Origin of the sequence: Rhodococcus sp. SG20037 (assembly GCF_031763325.1) — a bacterium.
GTDB classification, from domain to species: domain Bacteria; phylum Actinomycetota; class Actinomycetes; order Mycobacteriales; family Mycobacteriaceae; genus Rhodococcus_F; species Rhodococcus_F qingshengii.
On the sequence record NZ_CP134497.1, the window covers coordinates 5,641,982 to 5,657,037 of the forward strand.

The 15,056-nt window shown below is 60.9% G+C and carries 18 protein-coding genes; 8 read left to right on the plus strand and 10 right to left on the minus strand.

The window, feature by feature from the left end; genetic code table 11:
* Positions 1 to 3: 3 nt before the first annotated feature.
* On the minus strand, positions 4 to 693 hold the full coding sequence (gene lexA / locus RHP72_RS26040) for a transcriptional repressor LexA (RefSeq protein ID WP_174519486.1): 690 nt from the start codon (positions 691 to 693) through the stop codon (positions 4 to 6).
* 77 nt (positions 694 to 770) lie between these two features.
* Here lexA and RHP72_RS26045 point away from each other — a divergent pair, with 77 nt between their 5' ends.
* Entirely contained in the window at positions 771 to 1,241 is a 471-nt protein-coding gene (locus tag RHP72_RS26045) for a hypothetical protein (RefSeq protein ID WP_064687809.1), read from the plus strand.
* Positions 1,242 to 1,323: 82 nt separating this feature from the next.
* Here the strand turns inward: RHP72_RS26045 and RHP72_RS26050 are convergent, their stop codons facing one another.
* Positions 1,324 to 2,823: an NAD(P)/FAD-dependent oxidoreductase gene (locus RHP72_RS26050; protein ID WP_003940522.1), complete on the minus strand. Its 1,500-nt coding sequence runs from the start codon at positions 2,821 to 2,823 to the stop codon at positions 1,324 to 1,326.
* A 629-nt stretch (positions 2,824 to 3,452) separates the two neighbouring features.
* Here RHP72_RS26050 and RHP72_RS26055 point away from each other — a divergent pair.
* The 3 genes from RHP72_RS26055 to RHP72_RS26065 all read left to right on the plus strand — a co-directional run bounded on the left by RHP72_RS26055 (position 3,453) and on the right by RHP72_RS26065 (position 6,536).
* Entirely contained in the window at positions 3,453 to 4,757 is a 1,305-nt protein-coding gene (locus RHP72_RS26055; RefSeq protein ID WP_042927240.1) for an IS256-like element ISRer3 family transposase, read from the plus strand.
* A gap of 63 nt (positions 4,758 to 4,820) precedes the next feature.
* On the plus strand, positions 4,821 to 5,480 hold the full coding sequence (locus RHP72_RS26060) for a LuxR C-terminal-related transcriptional regulator (protein WP_003939969.1): 660 nt from the start codon (positions 4,821 to 4,823) through the stop codon (positions 5,478 to 5,480).
* Positions 5,481 to 5,648: 168 nt separating this feature from the next.
* Positions 5,649 to 6,536: a ScbA/BarX family gamma-butyrolactone biosynthesis protein gene (locus RHP72_RS26065; RefSeq protein ID WP_099697097.1), complete on the plus strand. Its 888-nt coding sequence runs from the start codon at positions 5,649 to 5,651 to the stop codon at positions 6,534 to 6,536.
* Positions 6,537 to 6,574: 38 nt separating this feature from the next.
* Here RHP72_RS26065 and RHP72_RS26070 read toward each other — a convergent pair whose 3' ends face one another.
* Positions 6,575 to 7,219, minus strand: a complete 645-nt coding sequence (locus tag RHP72_RS26070) for a ScbR family autoregulator-binding transcription factor (RefSeq protein WP_003940238.1) — start codon at positions 7,217 to 7,219, stop codon at positions 6,575 to 6,577.
* Positions 7,220 to 7,305: 86 nt separating this feature from the next.
* Here RHP72_RS26070 and RHP72_RS26075 point away from each other — a divergent pair, with 86 nt between their 5' ends.
* Positions 7,306 to 8,148: an NAD(P)-dependent oxidoreductase gene (locus RHP72_RS26075; protein ID WP_030536480.1), complete on the plus strand. Its 843-nt coding sequence runs from the start codon at positions 7,306 to 7,308 to the stop codon at positions 8,146 to 8,148.
* Between the two features lie 216 nt (positions 8,149 to 8,364).
* Here RHP72_RS26075 and RHP72_RS26080 read toward each other — a convergent pair whose 3' ends face one another.
* Positions 8,365 to 8,871: a hypothetical protein gene (locus RHP72_RS26080; RefSeq protein ID WP_003940400.1), complete on the minus strand. Its 507-nt coding sequence runs from the start codon at positions 8,869 to 8,871 to the stop codon at positions 8,365 to 8,367.
* Positions 8,872 to 9,088: 217 nt separating this feature from the next.
* Positions 9,089 to 9,745 (minus strand): alpha-ketoglutarate-dependent dioxygenase AlkB, encoded by a 657-nt coding sequence (locus RHP72_RS26085; RefSeq protein ID WP_030536476.1) that lies wholly within the window; start codon positions 9,743 to 9,745, stop codon positions 9,089 to 9,091.
* Positions 9,746 to 9,839: 94 nt separating this feature from the next.
* On the opposite strand from RHP72_RS26085, the gene RHP72_RS26090 reads away from it, so the two are divergent.
* Genes RHP72_RS26090 through RHP72_RS26100 form a run of 3 tightly spaced genes read left to right on the plus strand, consistent with a single transcriptional unit; the run spans position 9,840 to position 11,138 of the window.
* On the plus strand, positions 9,840 to 10,184 hold the full coding sequence (locus RHP72_RS26090) for a helix-turn-helix transcriptional regulator (protein WP_003939956.1): 345 nt from the start codon (positions 9,840 to 9,842) through the stop codon (positions 10,182 to 10,184).
* Positions 10,185 to 10,186: 2 nt separating this feature from the next.
* The gene (locus RHP72_RS26095) at positions 10,187 to 10,669 is read left to right on the plus strand and encodes an SRPBCC family protein (RefSeq protein ID WP_003940319.1); all 483 of its coding nucleotides are present in this window, start codon (positions 10,187 to 10,189) and stop codon (positions 10,667 to 10,669) included.
* Positions 10,670 to 10,709: 40 nt separating this feature from the next.
* Entirely contained in the window at positions 10,710 to 11,138 is a 429-nt protein-coding gene (locus RHP72_RS26100; protein WP_003940449.1) for a VOC family protein, read from the plus strand.
* Here RHP72_RS26100 and RHP72_RS26105 read toward each other — a convergent pair.
* The 5 genes from RHP72_RS26105 to RHP72_RS26125 are packed head-to-tail and all read right to left on the minus strand — an operon-like array spanning position 11,101 to position 14,983.
* Positions 11,101 to 11,394 carry an Ada metal-binding domain-containing protein gene (locus tag RHP72_RS26105; protein ID WP_007729748.1) on the minus strand — a complete coding sequence of 98 codons (294 nt, stop codon included), beginning with the start codon at positions 11,392 to 11,394 and terminating at the stop codon, positions 11,101 to 11,103. The two genes, RHP72_RS26100 and RHP72_RS26105, sit on opposite strands and share 38 nt — an antisense overlap.
* Entirely contained in the window at positions 11,384 to 12,103 is a 720-nt protein-coding gene (locus RHP72_RS26110) for a 2OG-Fe(II) oxygenase (RefSeq protein ID WP_007729749.1), read from the minus strand. Before RHP72_RS26110 ends, RHP72_RS26105 begins: the two co-directional genes overlap by 11 nt.
* Before the next feature lie 21 nt (positions 12,104 to 12,124).
* A complete protein-coding gene (locus RHP72_RS26115) occupies positions 12,125 to 13,144 on the minus strand; it encodes an ABC transporter substrate-binding protein (RefSeq protein WP_047271909.1) in 1,020 nt (339 codons plus the stop codon).
* Complete coding sequence (locus tag RHP72_RS26120) at positions 13,141 to 14,517, minus strand: MFS transporter (RefSeq protein WP_311094001.1); 1,377 nt, start codon at positions 14,515 to 14,517, stop codon at positions 13,141 to 13,143. The genes RHP72_RS26115 and RHP72_RS26120 overlap by 4 nt, the downstream gene beginning before the upstream one ends.
* 46 nt (positions 14,518 to 14,563) lie before the next feature.
* Positions 14,564 to 14,983: a MerR family transcriptional regulator gene (locus RHP72_RS26125; RefSeq protein WP_021345761.1), complete on the minus strand. Its 420-nt coding sequence runs from the start codon at positions 14,981 to 14,983 to the stop codon at positions 14,564 to 14,566.
* Positions 14,984 to 15,056 lie beyond the last annotated feature (73 nt).

Below are 15,056 nucleotides of genomic sequence, written 5' to 3' on the forward strand. Positions count from 1 at the left end.
CTCTCAGATACGGCGCATCACGGAAACAACTTTGCCCAGGATGACCGCGCGATCGCCGTCGATGACGCTGTATGCGGGATTGCGAGGCTCGAGGTACACGTGACCGTCGCGACGCCGGAGCACCTTCACCGTGGCCTCGCCGTCGATCATCGCGGCGACGATCTCACCGGAATGAGCTTCGTCCTGGCGGCGCACCACGACGACGTCACCGTCACAGATCGCTGCGTCGACCATCGACTCACCACGCACCCGAAGTCCGAACACCGTGCCGGAGCCGACGAGCTCGCGAGGAAGCGCAAGCACCTCGTCGGCGTGCTCCTCCGCGAGGATCGGCGCGCCGGCCGCGATGTCACCGACGACCGGAACCGTCACCGTATTCGACGACGACTGTTCCTTCGCGCCTACGAGGAACGGCCGCACGTCCAACTGCCGAGCCATGGCCGCTCCCCTACGGAGGAAGCCCTTCTCTTCGAGACTCTTGAGGTGCTTGGACACCGTCGACGTCGAGCGCAGACCAACCGCGTCTCCGATCTGCCGTGTGCTCGGCGTGCACCCGTTGGCAGCCACGAGATCCCGGATGGTCATCAGAATCTGCTGCTGGCGGAGCGGCAGGGAGGAGGCGTCGAGGCCACCGAACATGTCGAGATCGTCGTAATCGGTCACGATGAGAATCGTAGTGAGGGGTCCCGACATCCAGGCCAGGCAGCCGGAGTCTGCCAGAAACGGCACAGGCAGTTTGTTTCCCGAGCGGCGCATGGCACGCTGAGCTGATGGAGCCTCTCGAACCGATGCGCCCGGTCAGTGTTCCCACCGACACCCATAAGTCGACGCCGATCTGGAAGTCGGCACCGGTCACTTTGGGAACGGTGGGTGTGTTTGCCTACGCATTGATGTCCGCGAGAACCGGCGTCGTCGAAGTTGCACTTGGCGCGGCGATCGCGATCGCCGGCGCCGCCCTCTACTGCATGTCAGTGATGCGCACGATCAGAGAAAACTCGTGCAGCCGCGTACCTCTGCTCGGAACCCCACCCGTCTCGCCCCGTGACGTCGACCTGCTCGCCGGGGCCGGGATGCCCTTGATCATGGGCGGATCGTTGCTGGCCATACGAGCAGCGGGATGGACCTGGCCATATCTCTATCTCGGACTGCTCGCCGTGATCATGGTCGCTACCTATGTTCTTCCCGTGGTGGTGCACAACCGACGATTACGGAAGCGAACTCACCGATCGCAAACCCCGTGACGCGGGTACGTCGACGCAACATCTCCAGCACATTCTCCGACGTCCCCACTGGTACGACCGGTCCATCCCCCGGTGGAGCCGACTATGCGCTGGCGACCTTGCTATCAGGCACGACAGCAATATCGACCTTGCTGAACTGCAGCACACCGTCTTCGATCTCGGCGTCGTGCATCAGCTTGCGGTCGCGGTAGTAATTGTTGACCACTTTCCACGCACCGCGGGCACCCTGACGCGGCATCTCTCCGTCGCCGCGCTGGATGTAGCCCGAGGTCAGGGCTCCGCCCATGAGAGATTCTTCGGCGAAGTCCTCAGGTTCGGCGTGAACCTCGAAAGTCGTGTAGTCGCGCTTACGCATGATCTTGAGTACGCGACACAGATAGGACGCGGCCAGGTCTGCCTTGAGCGTCCAGGATGCGTTGGTGTAGCCGAGGATCATCAGGAAGTTCGGGATGTCGGAGTAGAGCACGCTCTTGTAGGCGACCGTCTCGTTGAGCTTGACGGGCTCGCCGTCGATGCTCATGGTCGCCCCGCCCAGGATCTGTACGTTCAAGCCGGTCGCCGTGACGATGACGTCGGCCTCGATTTCGCGGCCCGACTCGGTCACGATGCCCTTCTCGGTGAACGTGGCGATACGGTCGGTGACGATGTCGGCCTTGCCGCTCTTGAGCACCTTGAACAGGTCCCCGTTGGGAACCACGCACAGGCGCTGATCCCACGGGTTGTAGTTGGGGGTGAAGTGACGCAGGTCCACGTTCTTGCCGAGTTGCAAGCGGATCTGGGTGAGGAACAGCTTCTTCGCCAGCTTCGGATTGGTACGTGAGAGCTGAAAGCTGGCGCGTTGCAGTGCGATATTGCGGGCTCGACCGATCTTGTAAGCGATCTGGTCGGGAACGCGTGCAAGCTTGAGACCCTTGGCAACAGGGTCCTCGGACGGAAGCGCCTGGATCCACGTGGGCGAGCGCTGCAGCATGGTGACGTGACCGGCAGTGGGGGCCATCGACGGGATCAGGGTGATCGCGGTGGCACCGGAACCGATGACCACTACCTTCTTTCCGGTGTAATCGAGATCCTCCGGCCAGTGCTGCGGGTGCACGATCTGACCACGGAAGTCGTCCTCACCGGGGAAGGCGGGGCGGTATCCCTTGTCGTAGTTGTAGTAACCACAGGCGCCGACGAGGACGTTCGCGGTCCACGTCTCGGTCTCCCCCGTCGCCTCGACCAGGACGGTCACGGACCACTGAGCAGTCGCGCGATCGAAGTCCATTGCCACGACCTTGCGGCCGAAGTTGATGTGGTCGGTGACGCCGTATTCCTTGGCGGTTTCCTCGACATAGTCACGGATACTGGCGCCGTCTGCGAGCACTTTGGTTCCGATCCACGGACGGAAACCGAATCCGAAGGTGAGCATGTCGGAATCCGATCGGATGCCGGGATACTTGAACAGGTCCCAGGTGCCACCGATGTTCTCGCGGCGTTCGAGGATCGCGTAAGTACTTCCGGTCTGCTCACGAATGAGGTGGCAAGCCGCGCCGATTCCGGACAAGCCAGCGCCGATGATCAGTACGTCGACATGCTGTGTCATGAGGAAACTCGTTTCGTCGGTCGTCGCGAAGCTACTTCTGGCGTCGGCAGTGACCGAGAACGATCGGCCGGTTCAGGCCGGGTTCCCTAAGGTCAGCGCCAATGAACAGGGTATGTGCAACTGACGGTAACAGTCAATATCTCGACCCGGCCGCGTACGGAACATTGAGGCGCGACGCACCGGCCTCGCGGAAACTCGATCGAGACGCCTGAATGCCTCGAGCCATTGGGGAGTCGTTCACGTCGTCGACGGAACGCCTAATGGCCCGTCTACGCGGGATACTCATCGCCCAAATATTCAGCGCCCTAGCATAATTCGAAGGTCCACGATCAGGTGTCGAACGCGCGAGTTTCCATGGGAGGACGGGCAACTGCGATATCGCCGTAACCTTCGTGCGCATCAGCGGAAAGGTCACTGCGATAGCTAACCTGCTGACGAAACCACGCTGAAAGCAACGGTTTTGGTTCCGCAGCGAAGAGAGCGGGCGGAGTGGACCGAGCAATGATCAGAACCTGTGGATGGTTCTCGGCGAGGCGGCGTGAGTGGGCGCACCTTCCCGGGAATGATCTGAAATTCCATCAGCTCTGATCAGGACCGGCGTTGGCGCGCTGGTTCGGGAAGGTACGCCCATGCTCACGGTAGTTCAGGATCAGCAATCCTCCAACGACGACAGCGGTGTTGGTCGGTCGTTGCTTGACGAGATCGTTCGCGACGGTGCCCGGCAGATGCTCGCGGCGGCGTTGGCCGCCGAAGTCGCCGCATACATCGAGCAGTTCGCCGAGCATCTCGATGAGCACGGCCGGCGGCTGGTGGTCCGCAACGGCTATCACCACGAGCGTGACGTGCTCACCGCGGCGGGGGCGGTGACGGTGACCGCACCGCGGGTCAACGACCGCCGTGTCGACGCCGAGACCGGTGAACGGCAACGGTTTTCCTCGGCGATCCTGCCGGCGTGGTCACGCAAGTCCCCGCAGATGACCGAGGTGTTGCCGCTGCTGTACCTGCACGGGCTGTCCAGCGGCGACTTCGGTGCGGCGTTGGAGCAGTTCCTCGGCACTGGTGCCGGGCTGTCGGCCTCGACGATCACCCGGCTGACCGCGCAATGGCAGGACGAGGCGAAGGCCTTCGCCGACCGGGATCTCTCGGGCACCGATTTCGTGTACCTATGGGTCGACGGCATCCATCTCAAGGTCCGCCTGGAGCAGGAGAAGCTGTGCTTGCTCGTGATGATCGGCGTCCGCGCCGACGGCCGCAAGGAGCTCGTCGCGCTCACCGATGGGTTCCGGGAGTCCACAGAGTCGTGGGCTGATCTGCTGCGCTCATGCCGACGCCGCGGGATGACCGCCCCGGTGCTGGCCGTCGGTGATGGGGCGCTGGGGTTCTGGAAGGCACTGCGGGAGGTGTTTCCGGATACCCGTGAACAGCGCTGCTGGTTTCACAAGCAGGCCAATGTGCTTGCTGCGCTGCCCAAGTCGGCTCATCCAGGTGCGACCGCGGCGATGCGGGAAATCTACAACGCCGAGGACATCGACAAGGCCCAGGTCGCGATCAAGGCCTTCGAGGTAGATTACGGCGCGAAGTACCCCAAGGCGGTCGCCAAGATCGTCGACGACGCCGACGTGCTCCTGGAGTTCTACCGGTACCCGGCCGAGCACTGGATCCACTTGCGCACTACGAATCCGATCGAATCGACGTTTGCGACCGTGCGGTTGCGAACCAAGGTCACCAAGGGCCCTGGGTCACGCGCAGCGGGGATTGCCATGGCCTACAAGCTGATCGACGCCGCACAAGCCCGCTGGCGGGCGGTCAACGCCCCCCATCTGGTCGCGCTGGTCCGTGCCGGCGCGGTGTTCCACAAAGGCAAGCTGCTCGAACGACCCATCGACATCTCACCCGCTGAGCCCGACGAATCAAGCGAAACGGAGGTCGCCTGAAACACCCTCATCCACAGGTCTTGACAATATCTCGAGTGGACCTCCACCGGAGATGTAGTCGCTATGACACTCTCCAGCACAGTCACCCTGTACACCACTCATAGCGATCGAGAGTTCGCCAATGCAATCGCTGCCGGAATCAGCGCCAGGGCTTATTCCGAGCCACAAACCGCAGACATGAGCCTGTTAAGGCATCACACCAGCGATCACGGTAGAGCGCTCGTTCTCCTACCACTCGGGGGCGTCGATTGGCAGGTGAAGGAGCTCTCCGCGCTCGAGGGATCGGTCCTGGTCGGCGATCTCAGTAGCGGCAACTCCATGATTCGGGGGCTCGCAGCGGGCGCCCACGCCGTGCTCAACTCTCAACTGCCATTCGCATCCCTGCTCGATGAGCTGCAGGCCGCGATCAACCCCAACTCCGCTCGGTCTGCACACGACAAGTCCTCGCTCGTACAACGCATCCGGTTGCGCACCGAAGAATTCGCACGAATCAGCAGTCTCACCGATCGCGAGTTCGAGATCGTGGGCCTTCTCTACGGAGGCTCGAATGTCGACTCGATTGCTCGAACCGCCCACATCGCACCGACCACGGTTCGCGCCCACATCCGAAGCATCCTGCAAAAACTGGGGGTGCATTCCCAGCTGGAGGCATGCGCGATGCTCCGCCGCTCTGGTCACGACGCACGCAGACACCCACTGGAACTTCGGATCGGACGCTTCTAGCAGGAAGTGCCCCAGACACACTCGCCGAGATGGGGTGCCGCCCCTGATCGAACTCGACCTTCGAAAAGATCGTCAATTTTGACGATTCGATGACGCGCCCGGACGTCGAATATTAGGTCCTACACGACACCGAAGACACGAGTGAACATCGAAAGGTGCATTCAATCAATGGAATACACACGCACAGTGCCGCGGCATCTCGTCCACAGACATGCTGTTGCCGAGGTTTTCTTGACGGACTACCGGATCGAATCGGACTCGGCGTACCAGGTTGCTGTGCAACTCCCGGTCTCGCACCGGATATTCGACGTATCGAGCGAGCAACACGATCCGCTCGGGGTGGCAGAAGCATTTCGACAGGCAGTGGTGCTTCTGTGCCACACCCGATACGAGATTCCACTGCACTACAAGTTCCTCATGGAAACGTTCAGCTTCGAGATGCTGGACGCGCTCGACGTGCAATCAGTCGCGGAGCCGTTGAGTTTCTCGATGACAGTGGACAACCTCACTCATCGCGACGGAGCGGTTTCGGGGGTCGAAGTATCGGGGATCCTCAGCGAGGGCAACCGGCACGTCGCCAGATGCAACGCTGTTGCGCGAGGAGTCAGCCCCGAGGGATACCGTCGAATTCGGCAAGGACGAGAAGACCACCGCCCGAGCCGACGCATCCTTCCTTCCGGAGCCGCGGTGGTCGGATCGGAGCGAGTCGGACGCCTAACCGATGGAGATGTGCTCATCAGCACTGATCCTGCTCGGCACGCGATGTTCTGCGCTCCCGATCCGCGCAACCACTCCCTTTTCGATCACCCCGTCGACCACATCCCAGGAATGATTCTTTTCGAGGCCGCCCGACAAGCGCTCCGATTTCACATCGGCAACCCAGCAACAAAGATCGCCTCACTCTCGGCGGTCTTTCCGAGGTTCACTGAATGGGAAACGCCGTGCGAGGTGTCAATGATCCCCCTTGACGCGTCGGGCCATGTGCACCGAGTTCGGTTCACTCAAGAACTGGAAACCACCGCGGAACTCGAAATTACAGTTGCGGACCAATCATGAGAGGGAACGAACACGTTCTTCTCGTCGCGTCTTCCACGTCAAGCGCTCGGTGCTTCCCACTCTCTCGGTGCAAGCGCCGCCAGTTGCATGACGTGCGCCAACTTGTCCTCGCGGACGATCGTTGGCAGCACCAGGTTCCACATCTGACTCAACCGCTCGTACAGATCGGTTCTGCCCGTCAGCATTTCCGAGAGAATCTGCACTCCGGTGAACGACCCCACCACAAATCGAGCCAACGCGTCGATATCGGTGCCCGGGACGATATCGCCGGCTTCGGCCGCTTGGGTTGCCACCTGCTTGATAGCCTCGATCCAATCGAGGTACGGCTGTTCGATGGGGCCTTGAATACTGCCGATCTCCATCGTCAACCGCATGCCACCTCGCGCGATGGGCTCGGTCACAAGCTGCCGAGCCATCTCCTGCGAAACGAGCACCAGGGTTTCGACCGCGATGTCGGAGTGCGCAGCAACCCGCCGGGTACCCTCCATCGCCATACCGTGCTGCGCTGCGATGACCGCGTGCGCAAGCTCCTCCTTGGACGCGAAATGAAAATACATCGCCCCCTTCGACACACCCCCGTGCTGCAAGATCGTGCCCAAACTGGCGGAGTACCCGAACTTCTCGAAGCTCTTCGCAGCACCCAAAATGACGGCCTGGCGCGTCAGGACAGCACGCTCCTGCATGATCTACCCAGCTCTCGTTGCCGACGGAATGAATCTCAACGATACGTCGAAAGAGCCCGCAGCAACGCTCTCGACACGGACACACCGTGACGACTCTGGTACTCGGGGCCACTGGTTTCATCGGCTCCGCAGTGATGAAACAGCTGGTTTCCCGCGACGGAAACGCTGCAATCGGTTTCGTTCGCACGGCCACCGCAGCCAAACAGTTCGGCCGTGAAGGAATCGCCACCGTGATCGGCGACATCAACGAAAGTGCTTCTCTACGACTTGCAATGAGTCAGGCGTCGACCGTCATCTGTTGCGTGTCGTACGTGGGCGACGACGAACAACAGTGCGTTCACGTCAACCAACACGGCGTACAGAACGTTGCGTCGATGGCCGCCGACGTCGGCGTCGAACGCTTGCTCTACGTCAGTACCGCGGCCGTGTACGGGCCGGGACCGTTTCGAGACTTGCCGGTCAACGGCGCACCTCTCAGCCCCTTCTCACCTGCCAGTCGCACGCGCGCTCTCGCCGAGAAGTTCGTGCGCGACGCCGGAGGCCTGGTCGTCCGGCCGCATCTCGTGTACGGACCCGGCGACAGATGGTTTCTTCCGACACTGACGCGAATTGTCTCTCGCCTCGACTCGATCATCGACGGCGGTAGCGCTGTCCTGTCGGTAGTCGACGTAGACCTACTCGCCCGATCCATCTACGAGTTGTCGATAGAACAGCAATTTCGCTACGGCTCAACACTTCACGTCAACGAGCCTGTCCCGCGGACAGTCATCGACCTTCTCGAGCAACATGCACGGGAGACCAACTGGACTCTGCCCCAGAACTCTATCCCCCGCGCCGACGCGGTGAAAGCTGCTGCCCAGCTGAGTCTCGACATGCACCAGATCGACATGATCAGCCTCGATCACTGGTTCCGGTCGAGACTGTACTGATGGCACACGGATCACTCCTGCCAAAACACCTGTCTCCCAACTTTTTCAGCCCTCTCTATTGTTCAGCCTCAGCAATCAATACGACCTATTTCGCAGTCACTACAGGCAAACAGAGAGCTCTGATCGACGAAAACCACAGCTACACAAAGACGGCAGTGATCGCGCCCGACACCGATTCTCTCGGGCAGATGGCGATCCACAGTTCCACTACCGGTGTCAGCTCCCGAAGTTCATGCCAGGGGTTGATGTGGGCGCACCAGCGCTGGGCAGTGAGACCACCCAGGATGCCTGTTGCACCGCGTATGTGGTGTACGGGAACATCGCCAGGTAGGGCTCGAGTCCTGGATAGTCCGATACCCACATACTCGTCGGTTCATCGACGCTGCCGCAGGATGCCAGGACGACGTAGGAGCCGTCCGGGATATCGTTTATCGTCTGAACTGTTGTGCCGGTGGGGATCACGCCGCTCTCGTAGATCGTCTGTCCCGGACCGATCGTCACTTCGATCGGTGGCAGCACTCCGCCGGGCGCGTTCGCGAGCGAGGTGCTGCATTGCAGAGCTCCACCCGAATTGTTGGTGATGGTGTTGCTCACGGTCGAGCCGGAAGCACTGTAAGCGAAGGTGACGTCGGCAGCTGTGGAAGCTGAGGCCAGCGAGGGAGCAGCCATTGCCAACGGAAGAGCTGCAGCACCGATAAGGGCCGCTCGTGTGATCGAATGCATCGAATCTCCATCTCGTTCAGCCTGAAACGTCGTCGGTTGATCTTGACATGAAACGAGACCAATTGGACGGATTCAACGAAGGTTGATGCCTTAACTAATGACCACAGTTGGTGACTATTTCAGAATGACCTGGGATGTCGATAAATTGAATGCCCGTTTCTTCTCCGAGCGCTGCCCACCGATCCTCCCATTCGCGAGGCCGAAATCAACCTGAAACTCAGGACATCCCGGTATCGCGCAGCGTGATGTTCAACCGTCCGGACGGCAGACCTATGTCGGGACTTGCACTTCCCGCAATAACTTTCGGCACTCCGTGATATGCGAACCGAGACTCTCCACCGAAGACGAAGAGATCACCCGAATGGAGTTCGACATCGGTGTACGGCTTGTTCCGGTTCTCGGAATTCCCGAATCGAAAGACACAACTCTGCCCGACACTCAGTGAGACGACGGGAGCGTCGCAGCGCTCGTCCTTGTCCTGGTGCATTCCCATCCGAGCGCCCTCGTCGTAGAAATTGATCAGCGCGGTGTCCGGCGTGTACCGCTCCCCCGCAGTCGGATCATCATAGGCAGCGGCAACTGCGGCCCGGCCGAGATCGACGAGCCAGTCAGGCACCGCTGCGACAGGCGCACCGTTCACGTCGTCGGCGATGCGCGTGTACTTGTACGGCTGCCAATGCCAACCGAGACAGACTGTTTGCACCGACATCTTGTGCCCACCAGGGACAACAGCGGAGCGCATCGGTACGGGTGCGGTCGCCCACCGTCGGCACTCGGCCACCAAGAAGCGTTGCTGTTCGACGCTGAGCCAATCCGGAACGAGGATCGCCCCCGGCGCCACTTCCAATCGTGGCCGAGGAATCAGAGCGTTCATGGTTTCCACGCTAATCGGTTTCGAAGCATTGACACCCTCGGCATGGGCTCGTATCGTAATCAACAGATTGGTTGATAAAGGAGATGGTTGACAAGTGATCGTGGATCCAGGGGCGGACGAGCGTCTCGACAAAGCGTTCATGGCGCTTGCCGACCCGGTACGACGGCGGATCATCGCCCGCCTGAGCACCGGCCCCCAAACGGTCAACGAGTTGGCCGAGCCGTTCGAGATCACGAAACAGGCCATCTCCAAACATATTCAGGTACTCGAAGCCGCGGGTTTGGTCACTCGCAGCCGCGAAGCCCAGAGGCGGCCGGTACATCTCAACGCCGCAACTCTCGAGGCGTTGACCGCCTGGATCGACCGCTATCGACTGATCCACGAACAACAGTTCCGCAAGCTCGATCACCTACTCAGCACCACACAGAAGGAGACTTAGCCATGGCTACCACCAATCCCGTCACCATCACGGCTCCTGAGGGCGTGCCGTACATCGACATCACCCGCGAATTCGACGCACCCGTCAGTGCCGTCTTCGCAGCTCATTCGAATCCCGATCTGGTCAAGCAGTGGCTCGGCCCCAACGGATACGAGATGGAGATCGACGAATACGAGTTCGTGAGCGGCGGTCGATACAAGTACGTCCATCGCAACCCCGAGGGCGAAGAGTTCCGGTTCAACGGTGTATTTCACGTTGTTCGCGAGAACGACTTTGCCATCCAGACCTTCGAATACGAGGGATTTCCCGACGTCGTCAGCATCGAATCGATCACGTTCGAGGATCTGGGCAACGGACGCACCCGCCTCTCCGGCCATTCCGTATATCCGAGCCTCGAAGCGCGAGACGGAATGATCGAGAGCAATATGGAGCTCGGCGTCACCGAAGGTTACGAACGCCTGGACAAGATCGTCGCGCAACTCTGACTACCTGTTTGCCCGAACCTCCTCAGCGAAAGGCAGTTTCATGGACTGGACCCTCGAAGTAGTCATCGTTCCCGTCAGTGACCTCGACCGTTCCATCGAGTTCTACCGTGACAAGGTCGGTTTCGATCTCGACCACCACACCGTCAACGAACACATGACGGTCGCCCAGCTCACTCCGCGTGGTTCGGGCTGCTCGATCGTCATCGGCAACCTGCCGTCGCAAACCGAGATGGCCCCTGGTTCGTTGAAGGGATTGCAGTTGGTCGTGGCCGACGCTGCAGCGGCTCGCCAGGAGCTCATCGACCGCGGCGTCGATGCCAGTGAGGTCACCGTCTTCGACGAGCGTGACGGGGGCACCTTCTTCGGATTCGCCGACCCGGACGGCAATACCTGGGCTGTCCAGCAGCTGAAGGTCCGCGGCGACAAGCCGCTCATTCCGAAGGAGTACCGCGACCGCTTCGGCGCGTAGCAACTGCCTTCCAGGCTGCGTAACCTTCGGGCATGCAGACGGCACAGGGGCGATAACCGGCCGCAATCGCGGTCGGCTCGTCCGCGAAGAACACCCGACTGGCGACATACCCGCCACGCGCGATTGCCTGCGCGGCCCCTCGACAGTCGAGTCGCCCGTAGATCTTCGTTTTCCGGTGCCCGCCAAGCACACCGGGCGTCGAACTCTCGTAGGGTTTGTTGCGAGCGTCGCGGAGAATGTACGTCTTACTCGGCATCGTGAAGCACCAATCCCAATGTTCTACGCGTACCCGAGTGCACCACGCTGACACCATGTCGCACAGGGGCTCTCGACCACCCACGAGAACTCTGCACCGGTCGATCCCGCGTGGTGAAGATCAAAGCGTGACCTTGCCCGAGAACTGTCACCGTCCCTTTCGACTGGGCGCGCGGCCGCTGTTCCACGAGCAAGAACTCGCCGCCGACGTGGTCGATGCGAGGTCTGTCGAGCCCGATCACGACTTGCAAGGGAAACACCAACTCTCCGTACAAGTCCCGATGCAATGCATTCCAGTCACCAGGTCCGTAGGACAGAAGGATCGGGGTAGGGCGATTCTGACCGGCGTCGTGACACTGATCGATCCATTCTTCGAAAGAATCCGGCCACGGTGCACCCTCGCCCAGCTTGAACGCCCACTCCCGCGCCACGGGCAGGAGGTGTCGGTAGAAGGCGGATCGCATAGCCGTGATCGGCTCCGGTACGGGATCACCGAAGTACCGGTACTCCCCTTGGCCGAAACGGTATCGAGCCATGTCGACGGTGCTCCGGAACCGGTCGACCTCCGAGTACCAGGAAGCAATTTCGCGACATTCCGACTCGTCGAGTATCGGCGTCGTCTGGGCACACCCACTGGAGTCGATTCCCTCGATCAGCGCAGGCCAATCGAGGGATTCAACACGAGCAGACAGAGCGGTGAAGAGGTCCATACGTCGTAGACGACGCGGCGGTCAGGAATGTGAGAATGCCAGCAGCTGGTCAGCCAGATCGTTGTACGTACGGGCGATCCCGGCATAACTGAGCACGGGTTCCGGATTCCAGGTCCCGATCTTCCCCGCCTTCACCGCGGGCAAGTTGGACCACGCAGGATTGGTTCCGAGCGTATCCAGTTGCAAACTGGACGGGCGATCGTCGAGGAAGATCATGTCGGCCGGATAGTGGTCCGCCATCTCCCAAGCCAGTTTCTCGACGTAGACCGACGATCCCGCGGCCGGATCGACGACGGCAAGGCCCAATCCCGCCAGATCTGCAAGGATCGGGAATCCCGAACGACTGACACGAATCGTGTCCGGATCTGCGGACGCGAACAAAACCTGTGAATTATTCAGCGAAGAAGCAACTTCGGAGATCCGTGCACGCGCAGCGTCGTAGTCTTTTCGCTGAGCCTCCATATCCTGGTCCGCCCCGAGTTCCACGGCGAGTTCCACGATCTCTTGCACGGTTCGGTCGATGGTTCCTGCTGCCGTTTCCACGAACAGTACTGTCGACAAGCCTTTCACCGCATCCAAGTTCGCCTCGTCGAGTAGTGCCGAACCACGCAGCTGAGGGACTATGACGACGTCCGGCTCCAGCGAAGCGATCTTCTCGAGTTCCACTTGTCCCCAGAGCTGCCCGACCATGTCGGTCTTCGCGAAATCCAAATTGCCGGAGATGCTGGTGTCCGTTGATCCCGGCGATCGTGTCAGTGCCCCGAAAACTCCGACAGGCACCAGTCCGTAATCCCACAGAGCACCCGCGATACCGGTGTAGGTGACAAATGTCCTTGGTGGTGAATCCAATTCGATCAGATTGTCGCGATCATCGGTGAAGGACCAGCCTGCGTCGCCTTCGCCCCCGGCGTCTGCGTCCGAACGCGAGCAACCGGCCGCTGCCAGCGCAGCAGCCAATCCTGCTGCAGCGCCGAGGAACCTGCGGCGATTCCAGTCCATCTCGATACGCCGGTGCGGTCGTGGAGTGAACAGCGTGGTCATGTGTGTGCCCTTTCGGCGATTGGTTGAACTGTTTCAGGAGTTGACGAACGAGAAAAGAGAAGGATCGACACCAAACCCGTGAGCATTCCGACGCCGGCACAGAAGACCAACGGCCACAGCAAGGCGAACTCGTCCGGACCGACGAAGAGCGAGCCGCACAACGCAATTCCGACGGCAAGCCCGAATTGACGCGACGAGTTGGCTGTTGCCGAAGCCGTCCCGGCGCGCTCTGCCGGGGCGTCCGACATCGCGGCACCCGGCAGCACCGGCGACACCATCGCCGAACCGACACCGGTCAGAATCAGCCCGGCGATCAGTGCGGGCCAGACCGGCTCGGCGAGAACGTACAGCATGGCCACGCAACCGATTCCGCAAAGGATCGTCCCGAATCCGAGCGACAGTCGAAGGTCGACGCGCTGAAGCCGTGATCCACACAAGGCCGATACGAAGACAAAAGCGAGCGGTTGAATCGAGAGCACGAGTGCGGCCGCCGATGCCGACAGTTCCAGCCCGTTCTGCAGCCACAGTGAAAGGACTACGAGCGGGCCGTAGGCCGCGAGATTGTACCCGAAAGCAGCGACGAGGACGCCGTCGAATTTCAGGGATCGGAACAATGCCGGATCGAGCATCGGACTGCTGCCTCGACGCTGCCAGCACACAAACGCCGTCAGCGCACCGATTGCGATCAGGAAGGCAAGAGCTGTCGACGACGAAGCCCACCCGATGTCGCCGCCCCACGTCACGCCGAGAACCGCGGCAACGGCAGCGAGGGTGAACAAAACGATTCCGGCCCAGTCGATGTTGTCGTCGCCGCGCTCACTGTCGGCGAAACAGAACACAGCCATTGCGAGCGCCACTGCGGCCACGGGGATTCCGAAATAGAAGACCGCACGCCAGTCGAAGAACTGCGTCAGCAGCCCTCCTGCAACGTTGCCGATTCCCGCCGCCAATCCAGCGACGGCACCCCACGCGGCAAAAGCCACGTGCCGATCGCGGCCCGAATAAGCGTCGCCAAGCAGAGGCAGGAGTGTCGCGAACATCGCCGCACCGGCAATTCCTTGCGCGCCGCGAGCAACGACCAGAACCGTGATGTCCGGAGCAATCGCGCACACGGCCGTTGCAACCAGGAACACGACCAGTCCACAGATGTAGAGGCGTTTGCGTCCCCACGCATCGCCGAGTGCGCCCATGCCCACAAGAAGCGCGGCAAGAGCCAGCGTGTAGGCGTCGACGACCCATGACATCGCGCCCGTACTGCCGTCCAAACCGACTGCGATGGCCGGCACCGCGATCGTTGTGATCGTGGCGTACGTCAGTAACAGGAAAGTTCCGATGCATGCGGCGATGAGCAGCAGCCATCGTCGTGCCGACATGGTCAACCTCCGGGTAGGGCGGTAAGTGCACCCTAACTATGAAGGTTCAAGTGAACTTGAAGTCAAGCGCCGCTTCGACACGAATGTCGAGCTGCTCGAGCAACCACGGGCACTGCATCGGACGCTCTTGCCGACACGTCAGGTGATGCTCGAGGATCAGCTTCGCTCGCGTAGCAGCGGCGATCTGTGCCTCGAGTGTCGACACTTGATCTGCGAGAACCGTCGAGAACTGGTCGGACGTGGTGTCGGTTTCGATGAAGGACCGCACCTGTTCCAAGGACATTCCCGTCTCGGTGTACATCCGGATCAATGCCAGCCGGCGCAGCTCACGCTGCCCGTACCAGCGTTTACCGCCAGTTCGCGACCGCGCGGACAGCAGTCCTTCGTCCTCGTAATAACGCAAGGTCGACGCCGCAATTCCGAACGATTTTGCAACCTCGCCGATCGGGATCAAGTGCTCACGCATTCACCGATCGTAGGCTGAACGCGTAGGCGGTTCCGGCAGTTATGTGTGACTTGGCATACTGACTAACGGAAGG

Excerpts from the sequence above, each read along its gene's own strand:
- RHP72_RS26065 (WP_099697097.1), top strand. The coding sequence starts at position 5,649 with ATGGAATACACACGCACAGTGCCGCGGCATCTCGTCCACAGACATGCT.
- RHP72_RS26050 (WP_003940522.1), bottom strand. The coding sequence starts at position 2,823 with ATGACACAGCATGTCGACGTACTGATCATCGGCGCTGGCTTGTCCGGA.
- RHP72_RS26095 (WP_003940319.1), top strand. The coding sequence starts at position 10,187 with ATGGCTACCACCAATCCCGTCACCATCACGGCTCCTGAGGGCGTGCCG.
- lexA (WP_174519486.1), bottom strand. The coding sequence starts at position 693 with ATGTCGGGACCCCTCACTACGATTCTCATCGTGACCGATTACGACGAT.
- RHP72_RS26115 (WP_047271909.1), bottom strand. The coding sequence starts at position 13,144 with ATGACCACGCTGTTCACTCCACGACCGCACCGGCGTATCGAGATGGAC.
- RHP72_RS26105 (WP_007729748.1), bottom strand. The coding sequence starts at position 11,394 with ATGCCGAGTAAGACGTACATTCTCCGCGACGCTCGCAACAAACCCTAC.
- RHP72_RS26085 (WP_030536476.1), bottom strand. The coding sequence starts at position 9,745 with ATGAACGCTCTGATTCCTCGGCCACGATTGGAAGTGGCGCCGGGGGCG.
- RHP72_RS26120 (WP_311094001.1), bottom strand. The coding sequence starts at position 14,517 with ATGTCGGCACGACGATGGCTGCTGCTCATCGCCGCATGCATCGGAACT.
- RHP72_RS26070 (WP_003940238.1), bottom strand. The coding sequence starts at position 7,219 with ATGCAGGAGCGTGCTGTCCTGACGCGCCAGGCCGTCATTTTGGGTGCT.
- RHP72_RS26125 (WP_021345761.1), bottom strand. The coding sequence starts at position 14,983 with ATGCGTGAGCACTTGATCCCGATCGGCGAGGTTGCAAAATCGTTCGGA.
- RHP72_RS26110 (WP_007729749.1), bottom strand. The coding sequence starts at position 12,103 with ATGGACCTCTTCACCGCTCTGTCTGCTCGTGTTGAATCCCTCGATTGG.
- RHP72_RS26055 (WP_042927240.1), top strand. The coding sequence starts at position 3,453 with ATGCTCACGGTAGTTCAGGATCAGCAATCCTCCAACGACGACAGCGGT.
- RHP72_RS26080 (WP_003940400.1), bottom strand. The coding sequence starts at position 8,871 with ATGCATTCGATCACACGAGCGGCCCTTATCGGTGCTGCAGCTCTTCCG.
- RHP72_RS26060 (WP_003939969.1), top strand. The coding sequence starts at position 4,821 with ATGACACTCTCCAGCACAGTCACCCTGTACACCACTCATAGCGATCGA.
- RHP72_RS26100 (WP_003940449.1), top strand. The coding sequence starts at position 10,710 with ATGGACTGGACCCTCGAAGTAGTCATCGTTCCCGTCAGTGACCTCGAC.
- RHP72_RS26045 (WP_064687809.1), top strand. The coding sequence starts at position 771 with ATGGAGCCTCTCGAACCGATGCGCCCGGTCAGTGTTCCCACCGACACC.